Raw genomic sequence first — 18,007 nt, forward strand, 5'->3', positions numbered from 1 at the left:
AATTTGGCATCACTTTTGTCGTTATTATTTTAAATTATTAAATTTCAAACAATGACAAAAGAAGTTGCTGTTCAATCAGTTAAAGATACAAAATCAAGAGATTTAGTTTTAAGTCTTATTTTTGATGGTATTGGAATGCTATCCTATTTAGTTCCGATTTTTGGAACGATATCAGATGTTATTTGGGCACCAATTGCCGGATTAATTTTGATGCGAATGTATAAAGGAACAGTGGGAACAGTTGGAGGATTTATTGTTTTTGTTGAAGAATTATTACCAGGAATAGATTTTATTCCGACCTTTACCATAACATGGATTTATACCTATCTTATAAAAAAGAAATAAAAACATTCACAAAACTGCAATCTAATCATTGCAGTTTTTTATTTTGCGGCAGCCTTTTTTTCAAACCAATTAGCGATAAAACCTAATTTCATACTGCGAAGCATTTTTTTTTCAAAAGCCCAAAAGAATTCAAATTGTCCGAAAATAAATCCAAATAGAACCAATAAAACCTGATAAATTGGAAAAATAGCAATTAAACGGATGGGCAAATAAAGCCAACCTAAATTTTCACTTGTTAATCCAATATAATTTGTAAATGGTTTTGATAAATAAGCGGAAACAGAACCGGTAATTGCAAAAACAATAAAAATGACTACGAGTTGAAAGTTTGAAGTTACTCCCCAACGGGCTTTTAATTTTTTCATAAATTATAAGAAGTTTTCAAAGAAAATAAAATTTTAAATCTTTTCTTTTTTGGGCTGTTTAACGATTTTTATAATCAACAAAATTAGAGCTAAACATTTAAATAGCATTCCTAAAAGTAAGAATAAATTTCCATTTGAAACATGAGTAATTTTGAAGAAAGCTCCTATAATGACAAAAAATATTCCGAGAAGAAAGGAGATAATGATATAGATAAATTTTTGAATCATGAGTATTGAAATTATAATCTGGCTGTAAATCCGCCGAGTTGCTGTTTATATGTTTGCTGAAAATAGACTAAATAATTAAATAACATATAATTTACTTCGTATCCGTAATCAATTCCTCGTCTGTAATCAATTTGCATTTGATAAAGATTTGGGTCATAACGCATACTCTGCAAAACACGATTATTATATTCGTTTACCCAAACTTGATTTCTAGATTCCATGTAAGTTTGAGAATGAAAATTTCTTGGCATGGCACGACTTACTAGCCATGAATTAAAACCAGGTTCAATGATTATTATTTCGTATTCCAACTCTTCATTAGCAATTCTCACAGTATCTGAAGCTGTGGAATGATTTTCATTTTGTGAAATAGAGGAAGTTTGTTTACTACTTGAACAAGCGTAAATTATAAAACACAAAGAGATTATAAAAACTACATTTTTCATACTATAAAAGTACAAAAAACGAATGATTTAGTTATTTAATTAGCCATTTTTAACAAAAAAACCACTCCAAAAGAAGTGGTTTTAATTTTTCATTTTACTGTTTAATTATTTTCCAAACAATTTCCCTAGTAAACCACCGAGTCCACCTTTTTTGGTAACTGCTGACATTGCATCTTGCATATCTACTTTTCCATCATTATTTTGATCTAAACCAAACTGACCGCCATATTTAGTGACCATATCCATTAAATTGGAATTTCCAGAACCTCCGGAAATAGCACTCACTAAATCTGAAACATCAAAACCTTTTACGTTTGGATCTTTTGCTTTACCAATTAATGAACCCAATATTTGCGGAATCATGTTTGATGACACTCCATTAGCGGCACTACTTTCTAGGCCAAATTTTTGTCCTAAATTTCCGGAAACTTGTTCAATAAGCTGTTTTACTACTGGATTTGATGAAGAACCGGCATTGTTTCCTTGAAATAGTCCGGCTAATTGTTCTAGCTTTCCATCGGATGCCATTTTTTGCAATCCTGAAAGCAAAGAACTTCCGGTTTCTTTCATTACGCTGTCGTTCAATTCGTTAGGAATTGCGTTGTTTTTTACAACTGCTTGGTCTCCGAATTGCTGAACTAACTGTGTTAATTGATCTAACATATTGTTGGCTTTTAAAATTATTTATACGAAGTTATACAATATTATGATAACTTTATGCGAAGCCAATATTATTTTTCTGTTTTCAATAAACTTATAATTTGTTCTGCCAGTTCAGTTCCAATTCGATCTTGAGCTTCTAAAGTCGCAGCACCAATATGAGGAGTTAGTGAAATATTAGGATGCATCAATATTTTGATTTCAGGAGTTGGTTCGTTTTCAAAAACATCTAAACCGGCAAATAATACTTTTCCTTCATCTAATGCTTCTACCAATGCAACTTCATCAATCACACCTCCACGAGCCGCATTTACAATTCCAACATTGTCTTTCATTATGTTTAATTCTTCACGGCCAATTACGTAGCCGTCTTGTGCAGGAACGTGTAACGTAACAAAGTCAGAATGTTTTAATAAATCTTCCATTGGTTCGGTAACGATGTCGACATTTATGAATTGACCGTTGTAAAAATCTACACGAATTACAGCTTCGCCAACATATTTATCAGAAGCAATAACTTTCATTCCTAAACCAAGAGCCATTTTTGCCACTGCTTGACCAATTCGTCCAAAACCGATAATTCCAAGGGTTTTTCCTCTTAATTCGATTCCGTTTGCATAGGCTTTTTTCAAACCTTCAAAATTGGTATCTCCTTCCAAAGGCATATTTCGATTGGCATCGTGTAAAAAACGAACACCTGAAAATAAATGAGCAAAAACCAATTCTGCCACCGATTCTGACGATGATGCTGGAGTATTAATTACATGGATTCCTTTTTCACGAGCATAAGCAATGTCTATGTTATCCATACCAACACCTCCACGACCGATGATTTTTAGACTCGGACAATTATCGATGATATCTTTTCTAACTTTAGTTGCACTTCGTACTAAAATTACGCTTACTTGGTTTGCGTTGATAAAGTTAGCCACTTGTTCTTGGGCAACTTTTGTTGTAATTACTTCAAATCCTCCTTTTTCTAGGGCTTTAATTCCGCTTGGAGAAATTCCGTCGTTGGCTAGTACTTTCATTATTTGTTTACGAGTTTAAATGTTTATGAGTTTAAAAGTTTGAAAACTCAACTAAAATTTTTCTATATTCTATTTTTTAAATTCTGTTTGACACTATCAAACCATTCATTTTTTAATATACTTAATACTATTGCATCGATTCGTTCTCCTTTTGCATCGGTACTAAAATTTCTCAAAATACCTTCTTCAACACAACCAATACTTTTCATTGCATTGATGCTTCGTACATTTAAATTATTGGCTCTAAATCCAACTCTTTCCATTAGCATCTTTTCGAAAGCGAATTCTAAAAGTAAAAATTTACAATTTTTATTTAAAGAAGTTCCTTGAAATTCTTTTCCGTACCAAGTAAAACCAATTTCTAAATGTTTTGCTTCTAAGTTTATGTTATAAAAGCGAGTACTTCCTGCTATTTTATGCTTTACTTTATCAAAAACAATAAATGGATATTCTACTTGTCTTTCTTTTTGTAATAAAGTTCTATCAATGTATTTTTTTAAATTTTCAGGACTATCAGGACTATTTGCATTAAAACTCCAAAGTTCAGGTTCATTTATAGAAAACTCAACTAATTTTTCATAATCAGTTGATTGCAATGGTTGTAAACGAACTACATCATTTTCTAAAATATATTCTTCTTTGAAGTCGAAATGCATACTTAAACCACTTTCTCTAATTCTTGCATTACAGACACTAAAACCTGCACACTTTCCAATGGCATCGCATTATACATCGAAGCTCTGTAACCACCAACTGAACGATGACCTGGTAAACCTGAAATTCCGGCATCTTTCCAAAGTTTATCAAAAGTAGGAGCGTGGCTTTCATCATTCAACAAAAATGTTGCATTCATATTACTTCTGAATTCAGCAACAGCAGTTCCTTTAAATAATGGATTGCGGTCTATTTCGGTATATAATAAATTTGCTTTTGCTTCATTTACTTTTTCTATTGCGGCAATTCCTCCTAAATTTTTCAACCATTGTAAGGTTAAAAGTGATGCATAAACCGGAAAAACAGCAGGTGTATTATACATACTTTCTTTTTCAATATGTTGAACATAATCTAACATATTAGGGATAGTTCTGCCGGATTTTCCTAAAATTTCTTCTTTTACAACGACCAAAGTTGTACCCGCTGGACCCATATTTTTTTGAGCTCCGGCATAAATTAAATCAAATTTTGAAAAGTCTAATGTTCGCGAAAAAATATCGGAACTCATATCACAAACCATTGGAATGTCTAGGTTTGGAAATTCTTTTATTTGCGTTCCAAAAATCGTATTGTTTGATGTGCAATGAAAATAATTTGCATCTGAAGGAACCACATATCCTGTTGGAATATGATTGTAATTTTCCGCTTTTGACGAAGCAACTACAACCGTTTCACCAAAATGTTTGGCTTCTTTGATGGCAGAATTTGCCCACGTTCCGGTGTCTAAATAAGCTGCTTTTCCATTTACTTTCATCAAGTTGTACGGAATCATTAAAAATTCTAAACTTGCTCCACCATGTAAAAACAATGCTTGATAACCTTTTCCTTCTAATCCTAAAAGTTCTAAAGCTAAAGCTCTTGCTTCATCCATCACAGCAACAAAATCTTTGCTACGGTGTGAAATTTCTAAAATTGATAAACCTGAATTATTAAAATTTAAAATGGCTTGAGCAGATTTTTCAAATACCTCTTGAGGTAAAATGCATGGACCTGCACTGTAGTTATGTTTTTTCATTATGGAAGTTTGATTTCAAAAAATTGAATTGCAAATTTCTGAAATTCATAGTGAAAAGACCGATTTTTGTATGCGGTTTTTATTATAGGTTATTAACAAAAACGTTGTAGTTAAAAAGAAATTCTAAACCGAAATCAAAAATTCCAATGTGTCAACACTATCAGCATAATCCCAAAGTTGTGGCTTCTGTGTTTGACCAAATGTGATGCTGTTCTCGGTTAAATTATTCGAAACGATACACTGAATTAGTTCTTTATCATTTTCTAAACGTTGTTTCAACTCCGATAAGGATTCATAATTTTCATAAAAAACAGAAGAAATAGGTGAGGAGTAGCTTTGATCTTCTTTTAAAGTTAAAAATCCGTTGTCCAATAATTTGAAATTACTCATTAAAAAAACAGCTTTGTTGTAATCGTAATTATTTGAATATTTCTCATAATGAATTACGTCTTGGTATTCAAAAATGGCTTTGAAAAAAGTATCAAAATTATATCCTTTTGGAACAAATAACTTAGAAACATTTCTGCATCCTAAACCAAAATAGCGAAAAATATCTTCGCCTAAATTTACTAAATCTTCGTGGGATTCATTTCCATTTAAAATGGCAACAGAATTTCTGTTTTTTCTAATAATGGAAGGTTTGTTCTTAAAATAATATTCAAAATAACGAGCAGTGTTGTTGCTTCCGGTGGCAATTACAGCATCAAAATTTTCTAATTTCCCATCTGTAAATTTGATTCTTTCTTCCAAACTTTCATTAACAGCAATCAAATAATTGGCTAAAAATTTAATTAAGTGTTGGTCGTTAGAGGAAGTTTTCACTAAAACGTTATGTCCTGAAATTAACACCGATAAAAAATCGTGAAATCCAACTAGCGGAATATTTCCTGCTAAAATTAATCCGATTGTTTTGGGTTGAATAGTTGAAAAATCATAGTTAGAAAGCCATTTTGATAAGTTTTCATCCGTTAAAGCTTCTGCCCAAGAATTCACAGCAAAATAAACCTGTTCTTGTGTAAACCAACCGTTATGTGATTGCGAAAATGCCAACAATGTTTCAAATGAATCAAAAAAGCGGTCATTGTGTTGAACCTCATGATTTAGCTGGGAATTATCCAATGAAAATTGAGCCAAAAACTTTCCTAATTCAACAAAACTTGATATTTTATTTTTTTGTAACATTTGATACTTGTTTATAACGTCTTTTGATTGTAATTTTGCACAAAAATAAGAAATTGAAAGTTGGCAAAACTCAATTGTTGAAAGTTAATAGTATTTCTTATCTTTAAATTTTAATCAAAGAAAAAATGGCAATCATTATAACAGACGAATGTATCAATTGCGGAGCTTGTGAACCCGAATGTCCAAACACGGCAATATACGAAGGAGCAGACGATTGGCGATATAAAGACGGAACCAAATTGAGTGGAAAAGTTATTTTGCCCGATGGTACCGAAATTGATGCTGAAGCGGCTCAAACACCAATTTCAGACGATATTTATTACATTGTTCCTGGAAAATGTACAGAATGCAAAGGTTTTCACGAAGAACCTCAATGTGCTGCCGTTTGTCCGGTAGATTGTTGTGTTCCGGATGATAATCATGTGGAAAGTGAAGAAACACTTTTGAACAGGCAAGCATTTTTACATAACGAATAAAACACATTTTAACCTCAAGAATTCTTGAGGTTTTTTTTACTATGCTCAGAATATTTTTACTTACCATGTCTGGAGTATTGATTTTGTTTTTTTCATACAAATCAATCATTTATCTTTCACACAAAAAGGTGGATGGAAATATAATTGCAATTGATTATGTAAATCAAAAATATTACAATAGTAGAAATGGCTTAAATTACGTAGTTGGTTATAAAAGAGTTATTGTACCAACAATAGAATATCATCTAAACAATCAAAAATTTATAATTACCAATCCAGCTTGGTCTGTAACAAATGGATTTGAAGTTAATGAGAAAGTAAAAATTCTTTTAAATAAATCAAATTCACCAGTTCATATAGCTACGGTAACTCATTTTTGGTTTACTTCTAACGAAATTATAATTGTTTTTTCAATTATTTTTACGTTGCCTGTTATTTATTCTATTTTCTTTACACCTAAACGAACAAAACGAAAGCCACATCCATTATTCAAAAACGAACGAGTTTAAGTTATGAAAGTAAAATTGATGATATTAATGATGTTTTTTTGCTTTAGTCAAATAATGGCTCAAACAATCAACGGAAAAATTGTTGATGAAAATAATTCACCTTTATTTGGCGTCTCCGTTTATTTTGACGGAACTACAATCGGAACCACCACTGATAATAATGGTTTTTTTGAATTAAAGTTACAATCTTTACCCAATGCTACCTTAGTTATCAGTTATATAGGCTATGAATCAGTTTATTTGAATAGTATTCAGTCGTCAATTAATATTCAATTAAAGCCAAGTTCTATGGTTTTAAAAGAAGTGGTTTTAGAACCTATTCCATTTTCCAGAAAAGAAATGTTGAAAGTTTTTAGAGAGCAATTTTTAGGAAAAACCAAAGGTGGAAAAAATTGCGTTATTCTTAATGAAGATGCAATTCAGTTTTCATACACTTCCAAAGAATTCAAATTAACTGCGTTTGCCGATGAAAAATTAAAAGTTAGAAATAATTATTTAGGCTATGTTATTGAAATTGATTTAATTGATTTTTATGTTGCTTACAATAAAAGAACATTGTCAAATGACTATTTACGAGGTAGTTACTTTGCTGTAACCTCTTTTTTTAAAGAAATAGAAGAAGTTACCAAATCGTATGAAAAGAACAGGATTGCTTCTTATTTAGGTTCTTCTAAACATTTTTTTAAAAATTTGATCGAGAAAAAATGGGGAAAGAAAGAATTTATTTTATTTGAAGGAAGTTATCCTACCAATCCAGATTTTCATTTTGAAATTTCGGATGCCAATACTATGAAATTGATTAAAGTAAATGGAAATCAAATCACTACAAACTTTCCATCTACATCAAAATTCTTCAAAAGTTTTAATATGTTGTATAACAACAACGAACAGTCAAAAATTATTTTTAAAACATCAGAGTTTTATGTTGATGCATTCGGAAATCACACCCACATAGACCAAATTGATTTTTCGGGCGAAATTTCAAAAAAGCGGTTTGGCGACATGTTGCCTTTGGATTTTGAACCCAAATAAAAAAAATCCTGAGCCGAAACTCAGGATTCTAAAGGGAACTTAGGGTTAAATTAATCTTTCAAAACTGTATAAGTTTCAAAAGTAACCGTATCTGTTTTTGGATTATACGATTCTAATACTAAGTTTCCATTGGTATCAAAATAGGCAATTGCTGTTTTGTTTTTCCCGGCAAAAATGAAACTGTTTGTAGTAGTTTTTCTGATTTTTCCAATATTCTTATTGTTCTCAGAAAGTAACGAATAACCTTGTGAATCAAGTTCTACTTTATATTTTTGTCCATTTAACGTGTAGTAATTTGTACGATCAACATCTACAATTCTCACACTTCCATCCGGATTAATAATTTCTGTAGAAGATTCAACAATTGTTGGAGAAGGTTTGACATCTCGGTTTACAGTTTCGTCTTTTTTCCCATCCAATTCAATCATTTGAACTTCACGTGTATTCTCGTTTTTTACTGTCTTTGTCTCTTTTTCACCATCGTTAACGGTGATGATTGTTTTTTTAGTTTCGTCAACCACATTTTTATTCTGAGCTTGACTTAATGAGAAGGTTAATACGAATAATGTTATTGCTGCTAGTTTCATAGTTTGTGATTTTAATGTTTCCATACTGTAAAGGTACATCTCAAGCAATAATGCGGCATTACACAATTTTCAGTTAGGTTTACACAATTCACACTTGCTGATTTGATAAGTTTTAATCTTTCAATATTATAAACTATATTTGCACCCGTTTTCAGACAGTATTCTGTTGTCAGTTGTCAGTTTTCAGTCGTCTGATAACAGAAAAACAGATAACAGACAACCTAAAACAGACAACCAATAACCCATTACCTAAAAAATGAAAGCAGGAATTGTAGGATTACCCAATGTTGGAAAATCAACCCTTTTTAATTGTTTATCAAATGCAAAAGCACAAAGTGCCAACTTTCCTTTTTGCACAATCGAACCTAATATTGGTGTGGTAAACGTTCCCGATCCGCGAATTGCTCGTTTGGAAGAATTGGTAAAACCGGAACGTGTTCAAATGGCAACCGTTGATATTGTTGACATTGCCGGATTGGTAAAAGGTGCCAGCAAAGGCGAAGGTTTAGGAAACCAATTTTTAGGAAACATCAGAGAATGTAACGCCATTATTCACGTGTTGCGTTGTTTTGATAACGACAATATCGTTCACGTTGATGGAAACGTAAACCCAATTCGTGACAAAGAAACAATCGATATCGAATTGCAACTAAAAGATTTAGAAACAGTTGAAAAACGTTTAGAAAAAACCAATCGTGCCGCCAAAACCGGAAATAAAGAAGCTCAAGTAGAAAAAGCGTTGTTAGACCGAATTCGTGAAGCCTTATTACAAGCAAAATCGGCTCGAACAATCATTCCGCAAAACCAAGACGAAGTTGAATTAATGGAAGAATTTCAATTAATTACTTCCAAACCGGTTTTATATGTGTGTAATGTGGATGAAGCTTCAGCCGTAAACGGAAACAAATACGTTGACCATGTTCGTGAATTAGTAAAAGACGAACAAGCCGAAGTAATCGTACTTTCAGTAGGAGCAGAGGCCGATATTACCGAATTAGAAAGCTACGAAGAACGCCAAGTTTTCTTAGAAGACATGGGTTTAACCGAACCAGGTTCTGCCGTGTTAATTCGTGCCGCTTATAAATTATTAAACCTACAAACGTATTTCACAGCCGGTGTTAAAGAAGTTCGAGCGTGGACCATCAACATTGGCGATACCGCTCCAAAAGCAGCCGGAGTGATTCACACCGATTTCGAAAAAGGATTCATCCGTGCCGAAGTAATTGCGTTCGAAGATTACTCCAATTTCGGCTCAGAAGCCAAAGTAAAAGAAGCCGGAAAACTTCGCGTAGAAGGAAAAGAATACATTGTAAAAGATGGCGATGTGATGCATTTCCGTTTTAATGTGTAAAGAAATTAGAAAATAGAGAAAAGAAAATAGACAAAACTGTTGAAGAAATTCAGCAGTTTTTTTTATTTCATTAACTGAAAACTGCAACTGAAAACTGCAACTGAAAACTGCAACTGAAAACTGTGACTGAATACTAAAAACTGAACACTGCCAACTATTTTGCTGCCATTTCCCGCTTTCCACTCCAAGATTTTTTGTCTTGTTGGCATTTTCTAAGCCAAAAAAGGAGCTTCACAAGGTCGCTCTTTTTCGGCAAGAAAATGTCCAACAAGCCTGCAAAATGCTTTCCGTTTCAATCGGGGGCAGAAACTGTGCTATCAAAGTTTTTCATAAAAACAGATAACCCGCAACCCGCAACTTTAACAAGAACCTAACTTTTTACGGTACGTTAATTGCTAATTTAATTATCAAATTCAACTGAATTATTCTATGATTATCAAAAACATAACCGTTCTATTTCTATTTGTTTTCAGTACATTTTCCGCACAAGAAATTCATCCCGTCGATAAAAAAGTACTAGATTATCCAAAATCCTTTTCATCCATTGATAAACTAGCCGACAAAATTCAATCCGATTTCACAACTGATTATGATAAAGCTAGAGCTGTGTATGTTTGGGTTGCCAATTCCATCAATTATGATATGAAATTGGCACAAAATCCAACTACCGTTGCCATCAAATACGAATCCAAAGAACAATTTGATCAAAAAGTGGAAGAATTACGACAAAAAAGAATTAATCAAGCTTTCCGAAGTCGAAAAGGAGTTTGCCAACATTTCACTGAATTATACCACGAAATTGCTGAAAGAGTTGGGTTAAAAGTGCAATCCATTTCAGGTTTTGGTCGGGTTTCTCCCGTTCAAATCGGAGTCTCATCCAAACCGTTGAATCACACGTGGAATGCCGTTTTTGCCGATAATCGTTGGATACTACTCGATGCTACTTGGGGTTCAGGTTTTGCCGAATCTAGCACATCTAAATTCAGCAAAAGATACAGCGATTTCTATTTTGATACACCCGAGCAGCTATTTTTCATGAAACATTTCCCCGAAGACGGAAAGTGGCTCGACAAAACCTTAAATAGAGATTGGTTTGAAAATCTTCCATTACATTATTTCCCTTTTCCCGAAAAAGGAATTATTTTGTTAGATAATAAAGGTGTTCTTCAAGCGGTTGATGGTCAAAAACTTTCTTTTAGATTAAAAAATCTAACCCAAATTGAAAGCATACTTTTTGAGGGAAAACCAAATCAACGCATTCCTTTTAATCATAAAATTTTAGAGGATAATGTAGTTGAATTTGAAATTATCTATAAAAAATCATACGGAAGATTTATTACTATATATTTGGAGAATATAACCTTTGTAACTTTTAAAGTCCTACCTCCTAAAAAATAGTAGATGAAAATTGTTATATTAACTTTCAAATTACTGCTGAAATTTGTTTTGTCAATCATCTTATTGTTACTGATTTACGGAATTTCAGCAGTTATTTTTTCTATCATTCCGGTTAATAAAAATCAATCGGAGAATGCAAAAGAATATGAAATTTACATCAAATCAAACGGCGTTCATACTGATTTGGTTTTACCCATTAAAACCGATTTAAAAGATTGGTCAGAAAAAATAAAATTTGAAAAAATAAAATCTAAAGATTCGACCCATCAATTTCTAGCTTTCGGTTGGGGAGACAAAGGTTTTTATCTCGACACACCGGAATGGTCTGATTTAAAATTTAGCACAGCTTTCAACGCAGCCTTTAACCTCGGAACTTCGGCAATGCACACCACATTTTACAAACAAATTCAAGAAAATGAAAATTGTGTAAAAATTGAAATTTCGAAAGAACAATATCAAAAATTAATTACTTTTATCGAAGCTAGTTTTCAGTATGATAGCATCGGAAATCCCATTTTTATTGACGCTACAACCTATGGCAAAAATGACAGTTTTTATGAAGCTCATCGAACCTACAACTTGTTTTATACTTGTAATACCTGGGCAAATCAAGCCCTAAAAAAAGCCGATATGAAAACTGCTTTTTGGACTCCGGCAGACAAAGGAATTTTCTATCATTATCAATAAAAATTCAGACAACAGATAACAGACAACAGAAATCAACTCTGTCAATATGTTTCTTAATAACTTTAAATCATATTCCTTTTAAAATTTTGCTTTATCCGCTATATTAGCACAAAATCCATAATTCCGCTATGTCAGAGCAAAATCAATACACCGAAGACAATATTCGTTCCCTCGATTGGAAAGAACACATCCGAATGCGACCCGGTATGTATATCGGAAAACTCGGAGATGGTTCGTCCCCCGATGACGGTATCTATATTTTGTTGAAAGAAACCTTAGATAACTGTATCGATGAATATGTCATGGGTGCCGGTAAAACCATCGAAGTTACTATCAAAGATAAACTAGTAACGGTACGTGATTACGGTCGTGGAATTCCGTTAGGAAAAGTAGTCGATGTAGTTTCCAAAATGAATACCGGAGGTAAATACGATTCCAAAGCCTTTAAAAAATCAGTTGGATTGAATGGAGTTGGAACAAAAGCCGTGAATGCCTTGTCCAATTATTTCCGTGTGGAATCCGTTCGTGACAACCAACAAAAAGCAGCTGAATTCTCTGCCGGAAATTTAACGTTGGAAGAAGATATTCAAGAAACAACCAAACGTCGCGGAACCAAAGTGGCGTTTATTGCCGATGAAACGATTTTTAAAAACTACAAATACCGTAATGAGTACATCATCAAAATGCTCAAAAATTATTGTTACCTCAATACGGGATTAACAATTTATTATAACGGCGAAAAGTATTATTCTGAAAATGGTTTAAAAGATTTATTAGAAGAAAATATTACGGAGGAAGATATGATTTATCCAATCATTCATCTTTCGGGAGACGATATTGAAATTGCTATCACACACAGTAAATCACAGTATTCAGAAGAGTACCATTCATTCGTTAACGGACAAAATACAACGCAAGGAGGAACGCATTTGAACGCATTTCGTGAATCAATTGTAAAAACCATTCGTGAGTTTTATAAAAAAGATTTTGATCCGTCAGATATCAGAAAATCAATTGTTTCGGCAATTGCAGTTAAAGTTGAAGAACCGGTTTTTGAAAGTCAGACTAAAACCAAATTAGGTTCTACAGATATTGGACCAAAAGGGCCGACGGTTCGTACATTCATTAACGATTTCATTTCGAAAAAACTCGATAACTTTTTACATAAAAATCCGGAAGTTGCCGATTTACTTTTACGTAAAATTCTTCAAGCTGAACGAGAACGCAAAGAACTTTCCGGTATTCGAAAATTAGCGAAAGACCGAGCAAAGAAAGCGAGTTTACACAATAAAAAATTACGCGATTGCCGAGTGCATTTAACCGATGCGAAAAATCCAAGAAGTTTAGAAAGTACGCTTTTTATTACTGAGGGAGATTCCGCTTCGGGTTCGATTACTAAAAGTCGTGATGTGAATACGCAAGCCGTGTTTAGTTTACGTGGAAAGCCGTTGAATTCTTATGGAATGAGTAAAAAAATCGTTTACGAAAACGAAGAGTTCAACTTGTTGCAAGCGGCTTTAAACATCGAAGAATCAATGGAAGATTTGCGTTACAACAACATTGTAATTGCGACCGATGCCGATGTGGATGGTATGCATATTCGTTTGTTGTTGATTACTTTTTTCCTGCAATTTTTCCCCGAATTAATCAAAGACGGACATTTGTATATTTTGCAAACACCATTATTCCGTGTTCGAAATAAAAAAGAAACGATTTATTGTTACAGCGATCAAGAACGAGTGGATGCCATAGAAAAATTAAAACCAAAACCGGAAATCACCCGATTCAAAGGATTGGGAGAAATTTCGCCAGACGAATTCAAGAATTTTATTGGGGAGAGTATTCGATTAGATCCGGTAATGTTGGATAAAGCCACTTCCATCGAAACACTGTTAGAATTTTATATGGGTAAAAACACCCCGGATAGACAAGAGTTTATCATCAATAATTTGAAAGTGGAGTTGGATACGATTGAGAAGAATTAAAAGTTTAAAAGTTTAAGTGTTTAAGGTGGTTTAAAATTGTTGCCATTGTCAGGAGAAATTCAAAATAAAGTGCTGTTTCAACAAGTTGTTGCGTTAGTAAAAAATGCTCAACAACAAGTTATTCGTACAATTAATTCAACAATGGTTTATACCTATTTTGAAATTGGAAGAATGATTGTAGAAGAAGAACAAAATGGAAAAGAAAGAGCAGCGTATGGCAAACAAGTTTTGAAAGAACTTTCAAAGGAATTGACGAGGGAATTTGGGAAAGGGTTTTCACTGAGTAATTTAGAACAAATCCGAAAATTTTATATGATTTACTCAAAATCAGAGACACTGTCTCGGATATTTGAAATACAAAAAACACAATCAGTGATTGTGGAACCTGAATTTCCAATTTCACAGACACTGTCTACGGAATTGGATTTACAAAAAACACAAACACCGTCTACGGAATTTAAAAACTCAAAAACGCAGACGCTGTTTTCGTTTTTTAAATTGACTTGGTCGCATTATTCATTTTTAATGCGAATTGATGATGAAAATGAGCGAAGTTTTTATGAAATAGAAACGGAGAAAAACAATTGGAGTGTTCGTGAACTCAAAAGACAATACGATTCCGCTTTATACACAAGATTGTCTTTGAGTAGAGATAAAGAAGGTATTTTGAAATTATCTCAAGAAGGTCAAATAGTTGAGAAACCAAAAGACATCATTAAAGATCCATACATTTTAGAATTTTTAGGATTACCCGAATTGCATCAGTATTCTGAATCAGAATTAGAACAAGAAATCATCAATAAACTAGAGCATTTTCTATTGGAATTAGGACAAGGATTTGCATTCGTATCTCGTCAACAAAGAATTTCGTTTGATGATAAGCATTTCAGAATCGATTTGGTTTTTTATAACAGAGTGTTGCGAAGTTTTGTGGTGATCGATTTAAAAATTGGCGAACTCAAGCATCAAGATTTAGGTCAGATGCAAATGTATGTGAATTATTATGACAGAGAAATGCGGTTGGAAGGCGAAAACAAAACCATCGGAATTGTATTGTGTCAAAACAAAAGTAACTTATTGGTAGAATACACTTTGCCGGAAGGAAACGAACAAATTTTTGCCAGTAAGTACAAAACCATTTTACCAAGCAAAGAAGATTTTAAACGATTGATTGAAACTAAATAATATACTGAAAATAAATTCAGCATAAATGAACGAAGACGAAGAAAACATCATCCCAGACGATGAAAACGAGGAACTGAACGAGTCGAGCCAAGAACAAGGTTTTGACGACGTAAAAGTTTTTAGTAACAAACATTTTTACGAAAACGACGAAAACCCCGAAGATACCATCACAAAAGTGACCGGAATGTATAAGGATTGGTTTCTCGATTATGCTTCCTATGTAATTTTGGAGCGTGCGGTTCCGGCAATTGAAGATGGTTTTAAACCGGTTCAACGCCGAATTATGCACTCAATGAAAGAACTCGATGACGGTCGCTATAACAAAGTGGCGAATATCGTTGGTCACACGATGCAATATCACCCACACGGAGATGCAAGTATTGGCGATGCGATGGTGCAAATCGGTCAGAAAGATTTACTCATCGACATGCAAGGAAACTGGGGAAATATCCTAACCGGAGACAGTGCCGCGGCTTCTCGTTACATTGAAGCCCGAATTTCAAAGTTGGGTCACGATATTTTATTTTCTCCAAAAATTACCGAATGGGGAGTTTCGTATGACGGTCGTCGGGCAGAACCCATCAATCTTCCGGTGAAATTCCCACTGTTGTTAGCTCAAGGTGCAGAAGGAATTGCCGTGGGTTTATCAACGAAAGTGCTACCACACAATTTCATTGAATTGATTGATTGTTCGATTAAAATATTAAAAAACAAACCTTTTACCTTATTTCCCGATTTTCCAACTGCCGGAATTGCCGATGTTTCCAACTATAATGATGGATTGCGTGGTGGTCGTGTGCGTGTGCGAGCAAAAATTTCGCAATTGGACAAACAAACGTTGGTGATTACGCAAATTCCGTTTTCTACCAACACCGGAACGTTGATTGACAGTATTTTGAAAGCCAACGAAAAAGGTAAAATTAAAGTCAAAAAAATTGAAGATAATACCGCAGCCGAAGTTGAAATTTTAATTCATCTTCCGCCGGGTGTTTCTCCTGATAAAACCATTGATGCGTTGTATGCTTTCACCGCTTGCGAAACTTCGGTTGCTCCGCTAGGTTGTGTGATTGAAAACCATAAACCGTTGTTTATCGGTGTTTCCGATATGTTGAAAATTTCGACCCATCGAACGGTGGATTTGTTGAAACGTGAGTTGGAAATTCAATTGGATGAACTCGAAAACAAATGGCATTTTTCTACGTTAGAAAAAATCTTCATTCGAGAAGAAATGTATATTGATTTTAAATTGTACTCCGACCGTGAATCGTTGTATACGTATATGTATGATCGATTTAAGCCGTTTTTAAAATCATTTGTTCGAGAAATTAATGATGATGATTTGCAGAAATTAACGCAAATTCCGATGATTCGTATCACACGATTCGATTCGGATAAAGCGGATGATGCTATTGCGAAGTTGGAAGCCGAAATGGAACAAGTGAAACATCATTTGAATCATATTATTGATTTTGCGATTGATTTCTTCTTAAAATTAAAAGACAAATACGGTAAAGGAAGAGAACGTCAAACCGAATTGCGAAGTTTTGATACGATTGAAGCAACGAAAGTTGTTTTGCGAAACACAAAATTATACGTCAACAAAGAAGAAGGTTTTATGGGAACCGGCCTCAAAAAAGATGAATATGTTGCCGATTGTTCCGATATTGATGATGTGATTGTTTTTCTACGCGACGGAAAAATGATGGTGACAAAAGTAGATGACAAAAAATTCATCGGAAAAGATATTATTCACATTGCCATTTTTGATAAAAACGATAAACGAACCATTTATAATATGATTTATCGCGATGGTAAAAATGGTTCCACTTTCATCAAACGATTCAATGTTTCCGGTGTGACGAGAGATAAATTTTACGATCTAACACAGGAAAAAGCAGGTTCGATGGTTTCTTATTTTTCGGCTAATCCAAATGGTGAAGCAGAAGTTGTGACGATTTTATTGCGACAAGTGGGAAGCATTAAAAAATTGAAATGGGATGTGGATTTTGCCGATATTGCTATTAAAGGACGAGCTTCTCGCGGAAATACCGTAACCAAATACCCGATTAAAAAAATCGAATTAAAGGAAAAAGGTATTTCAACCTTACGACCAAGAAAAATTTGGTTTGATGATACTGTGCAACGTTTGAATGTAGATGGAAGAGGCGAGTTGTTGGGCGAATTCCGTCCGAATGACCGAATTTTGGTCGTGAATCAATCCGGAAAATTAAAAACTATTATTCCTGAATTGACAACACATTTTGATGAAGATATGGTGGTTTTAGAAAAATGGCATCCTAAAAAACCAATTTCTGCCATTTATTATGATGGAGAAAAAGATCGCTATTTTGTGAAACGTTTCTTAATTGAAAATGAAAATAAAGAAGAAGTTTTTATTACCGAACATGAGAAATCACAGTTAGAAATTGTTTCTACTGATTGGCGACCGGTTGCTGAGGTTATTTATGCCAAAGTAAAAGGAGTTCAAAAAGACAATCAAACGGTTGATATCGAGCAGTTTATTGCTGTGAAAGGGATAAAAGCTCTTGGAAATCAGCTAACTACAGATAAAATTAAGCAAATAAATTTGCTGGAATCGCTACCATACGAAGAACCAATTGAAGAAATTCCGGAAGAAATGGAAGTATCCAATGAAGATAATGTTTCGGATGATATTCAAACCGAATTGGATGATGATGGGCAAATTACATTGAGTTTGGATTAGTTTTTGACTGACACTATCCTAAAAAGTGTGTAAGTTTAAAAATAAAGGGGTTTGACTTTTTAATTAGAGTTGAACCCTTTTTTCAA

General features: G+C 33.5%; 19 protein-coding genes. 10 read left to right on the top strand and 9 right to left on the bottom strand.

Annotated features, from left to right (window positions below; translation table 11 throughout):
* Positions 1 to 51 precede the first annotated feature (51 nt).
* Complete coding sequence (locus tag AC23MC_RS05985) at positions 52 to 345, top strand: hypothetical protein (RefSeq protein WP_487567502.1); 294 nt, start codon at positions 52 to 54, stop codon at positions 343 to 345.
* Positions 346 to 383: 38 nt separating this feature from the next.
* On the opposite strand, the gene AC23MC_RS05990 is transcribed toward AC23MC_RS05985, so the two are convergent.
* The 8 genes from AC23MC_RS05990 to AC23MC_RS06025 all read right to left on the bottom strand — a co-directional run bounded on the left by AC23MC_RS05990 (position 384) and on the right by AC23MC_RS06025 (position 5,986).
* Positions 384 to 710: a DUF6787 family protein gene (locus AC23MC_RS05990; RefSeq protein ID WP_487567503.1), complete on the bottom strand. Its 327-nt coding sequence runs from the start codon at positions 708 to 710 to the stop codon at positions 384 to 386.
* Positions 711 to 743: 33 nt separating this feature from the next.
* Positions 744 to 938 carry a GldL-related protein gene (locus AC23MC_RS05995; protein ID WP_487567504.1) on the bottom strand — a complete coding sequence of 65 codons (195 nt, stop codon included), beginning with the start codon at positions 936 to 938 and terminating at the stop codon, positions 744 to 746.
* Between the two features lie 11 nt (positions 939 to 949).
* Entirely contained in the window at positions 950 to 1,384 is a 435-nt protein-coding gene (locus tag AC23MC_RS06000; RefSeq protein WP_487567505.1) for a DUF6146 family protein, read from the bottom strand.
* A gap of 105 nt (positions 1,385 to 1,489) precedes the next feature.
* Positions 1,490 to 2,047, bottom strand: coding sequence for a hypothetical protein (locus AC23MC_RS06005; RefSeq protein WP_487567506.1), 558 nt, complete (start codon positions 2,045 to 2,047; stop codon positions 1,490 to 1,492).
* Between the two features lie 68 nt (positions 2,048 to 2,115).
* On the bottom strand, positions 2,116 to 3,075 hold the full coding sequence (locus AC23MC_RS06010; RefSeq protein ID WP_487567507.1) for a D-2-hydroxyacid dehydrogenase: 960 nt from the start codon (positions 3,073 to 3,075) through the stop codon (positions 2,116 to 2,118).
* Between the two features lie 62 nt (positions 3,076 to 3,137).
* Positions 3,138 to 3,731 (bottom strand): GNAT family N-acetyltransferase, encoded by a 594-nt coding sequence (locus AC23MC_RS06015; protein ID WP_487567508.1) that lies wholly within the window; start codon positions 3,729 to 3,731, stop codon positions 3,138 to 3,140.
* Between the two features lie 2 nt (positions 3,732 to 3,733).
* Positions 3,734 to 4,804, bottom strand: a complete 1,071-nt coding sequence (gene serC / locus AC23MC_RS06020) for a 3-phosphoserine/phosphohydroxythreonine transaminase (RefSeq protein ID WP_487567509.1) — start codon at positions 4,802 to 4,804, stop codon at positions 3,734 to 3,736.
* A 123-nt stretch (positions 4,805 to 4,927) separates the two neighbouring features.
* Complete coding sequence (locus AC23MC_RS06025; RefSeq protein ID WP_487567510.1) at positions 4,928 to 5,986, bottom strand: acyl-CoA reductase; 1,059 nt, start codon at positions 5,984 to 5,986, stop codon at positions 4,928 to 4,930.
* 125 nt (positions 5,987 to 6,111) lie between these two features.
* Between AC23MC_RS06025 and AC23MC_RS06030 the strand changes: the two genes are divergently transcribed.
* Genes AC23MC_RS06030 through AC23MC_RS06040 form a run of 3 tightly spaced genes read left to right on the top strand, consistent with a single transcriptional unit; the run spans position 6,112 to position 8,003 of the window.
* The gene (locus tag AC23MC_RS06030) at positions 6,112 to 6,462 is read left to right on the top strand and encodes a 4Fe-4S dicluster domain-containing protein (protein WP_248433628.1); all 351 of its coding nucleotides are present in this window, start codon (positions 6,112 to 6,114) and stop codon (positions 6,460 to 6,462) included.
* A gap of 41 nt (positions 6,463 to 6,503) precedes the next feature.
* Positions 6,504 to 6,971 carry a hypothetical protein gene (locus AC23MC_RS06035; protein ID WP_487567511.1) on the top strand — a complete coding sequence of 156 codons (468 nt, stop codon included), beginning with the start codon at positions 6,504 to 6,506 and terminating at the stop codon, positions 6,969 to 6,971.
* A 54-nt stretch (positions 6,972 to 7,025) separates the two neighbouring features.
* Positions 7,026 to 8,003, top strand: coding sequence for a carboxypeptidase-like regulatory domain-containing protein (locus tag AC23MC_RS06040; protein ID WP_487567512.1), 978 nt, complete (start codon positions 7,026 to 7,028; stop codon positions 8,001 to 8,003).
* A gap of 50 nt (positions 8,004 to 8,053) precedes the next feature.
* Here the strand turns inward: AC23MC_RS06040 and AC23MC_RS06045 are convergent, their stop codons facing one another.
* A complete protein-coding gene (locus AC23MC_RS06045) occupies positions 8,054 to 8,590 on the bottom strand; it encodes a hypothetical protein (RefSeq protein ID WP_487567513.1) in 537 nt (178 codons plus the stop codon).
* 256 nt (positions 8,591 to 8,846) lie between these two features.
* Here AC23MC_RS06045 and ychF point away from each other — a divergent pair, with 256 nt between their 5' ends.
* The 6 genes from ychF to AC23MC_RS06075 all read left to right on the top strand — a co-directional run bounded on the left by ychF (position 8,847) and on the right by AC23MC_RS06075 (position 17,921).
* On the top strand, positions 8,847 to 9,941 hold the full coding sequence (ychF, locus tag AC23MC_RS06050; RefSeq protein WP_487567514.1) for a redox-regulated ATPase YchF: 1,095 nt from the start codon (positions 8,847 to 8,849) through the stop codon (positions 9,939 to 9,941).
* A gap of 429 nt (positions 9,942 to 10,370) precedes the next feature.
* A complete protein-coding gene (locus tag AC23MC_RS06055) occupies positions 10,371 to 11,339 on the top strand; it encodes a transglutaminase domain-containing protein (RefSeq protein WP_487567515.1) in 969 nt (322 codons plus the stop codon).
* Between the two features lie 3 nt (positions 11,340 to 11,342).
* Positions 11,343 to 12,026 carry a TIGR02117 family protein gene (locus AC23MC_RS06060; RefSeq protein WP_487567516.1) on the top strand — a complete coding sequence of 228 codons (684 nt, stop codon included), beginning with the start codon at positions 11,343 to 11,345 and terminating at the stop codon, positions 12,024 to 12,026.
* 128 nt (positions 12,027 to 12,154) lie between these two features.
* Complete coding sequence (locus AC23MC_RS06065) at positions 12,155 to 14,011, top strand: DNA topoisomerase IV subunit B (protein ID WP_487567517.1); 1,857 nt, start codon at positions 12,155 to 12,157, stop codon at positions 14,009 to 14,011.
* A 45-nt stretch (positions 14,012 to 14,056) separates the two neighbouring features.
* Positions 14,057 to 15,196, top strand: a complete 1,140-nt coding sequence (locus AC23MC_RS06070; protein WP_487567518.1) for a PDDEXK nuclease domain-containing protein — start codon at positions 14,057 to 14,059, stop codon at positions 15,194 to 15,196.
* A gap of 25 nt (positions 15,197 to 15,221) precedes the next feature.
* On the top strand, positions 15,222 to 17,921 hold the full coding sequence (locus AC23MC_RS06075) for a DNA gyrase/topoisomerase IV subunit A (RefSeq protein WP_487567519.1): 2,700 nt from the start codon (positions 15,222 to 15,224) through the stop codon (positions 17,919 to 17,921).
* The last annotated feature ends 86 nt before the right edge of the window (positions 17,922 to 18,007 follow it).

This window comes from Flavobacterium sp. T50_26 (genome assembly GCF_057652995.1).

Bases quoted from the DNA above. Each gene is read 5' to 3' on its own strand.
- AC23MC_RS06000 (WP_487567505.1), bottom strand. From the start codon at position 1,384: ATGAAAAATGTAGTTTTTATAATCTCTTTGTGTTTTATAATTTACGCT.
- AC23MC_RS06065 (WP_487567517.1), top strand. From the start codon at position 12,155: ATGTCAGAGCAAAATCAATACACCGAAGACAATATTCGTTCCCTCGAT.
- serC (WP_487567509.1), bottom strand. From the start codon at position 4,804: ATGAAAAAACATAACTACAGTGCAGGTCCATGCATTTTACCTCAAGAG.
- AC23MC_RS05995 (WP_487567504.1), bottom strand. From the start codon at position 938: ATGATTCAAAAATTTATCTATATCATTATCTCCTTTCTTCTCGGAATA.
- AC23MC_RS06005 (WP_487567506.1), bottom strand. From the start codon at position 2,047: ATGTTAGATCAATTAACACAGTTAGTTCAGCAATTCGGAGACCAAGCA.
- AC23MC_RS06025 (WP_487567510.1), bottom strand. From the start codon at position 5,986: ATGTTACAAAAAAATAAAATATCAAGTTTTGTTGAATTAGGAAAGTTT.
- AC23MC_RS06030 (WP_248433628.1), top strand. From the start codon at position 6,112: ATGGCAATCATTATAACAGACGAATGTATCAATTGCGGAGCTTGTGAA.
- ychF (WP_487567514.1), top strand. From the start codon at position 8,847: ATGAAAGCAGGAATTGTAGGATTACCCAATGTTGGAAAATCAACCCTT.
- AC23MC_RS05990 (WP_487567503.1), bottom strand. From the start codon at position 710: ATGAAAAAATTAAAAGCCCGTTGGGGAGTAACTTCAAACTTTCAACTC.
- AC23MC_RS06055 (WP_487567515.1), top strand. From the start codon at position 10,371: ATGATTATCAAAAACATAACCGTTCTATTTCTATTTGTTTTCAGTACA.
- AC23MC_RS06045 (WP_487567513.1), bottom strand. From the start codon at position 8,590: ATGAAACTAGCAGCAATAACATTATTCGTATTAACCTTCTCATTAAGT.
- AC23MC_RS06035 (WP_487567511.1), top strand. From the start codon at position 6,504: ATGCTCAGAATATTTTTACTTACCATGTCTGGAGTATTGATTTTGTTT.
- AC23MC_RS06015 (WP_487567508.1), bottom strand. From the start codon at position 3,731: ATGCATTTCGACTTCAAAGAAGAATATATTTTAGAAAATGATGTAGTT.
- AC23MC_RS06010 (WP_487567507.1), bottom strand. From the start codon at position 3,075: ATGAAAGTACTAGCCAACGACGGAATTTCTCCAAGCGGAATTAAAGCC.
- AC23MC_RS06040 (WP_487567512.1), top strand. From the start codon at position 7,026: ATGGCTCAAACAATCAACGGAAAAATTGTTGATGAAAATAATTCACCT.
- AC23MC_RS06060 (WP_487567516.1), top strand. From the start codon at position 11,343: ATGAAAATTGTTATATTAACTTTCAAATTACTGCTGAAATTTGTTTTG.
- AC23MC_RS06075 (WP_487567519.1), top strand. From the start codon at position 15,222: ATGAACGAAGACGAAGAAAACATCATCCCAGACGATGAAAACGAGGAA.
- AC23MC_RS05985 (WP_487567502.1), top strand. From the start codon at position 52: ATGACAAAAGAAGTTGCTGTTCAATCAGTTAAAGATACAAAATCAAGA.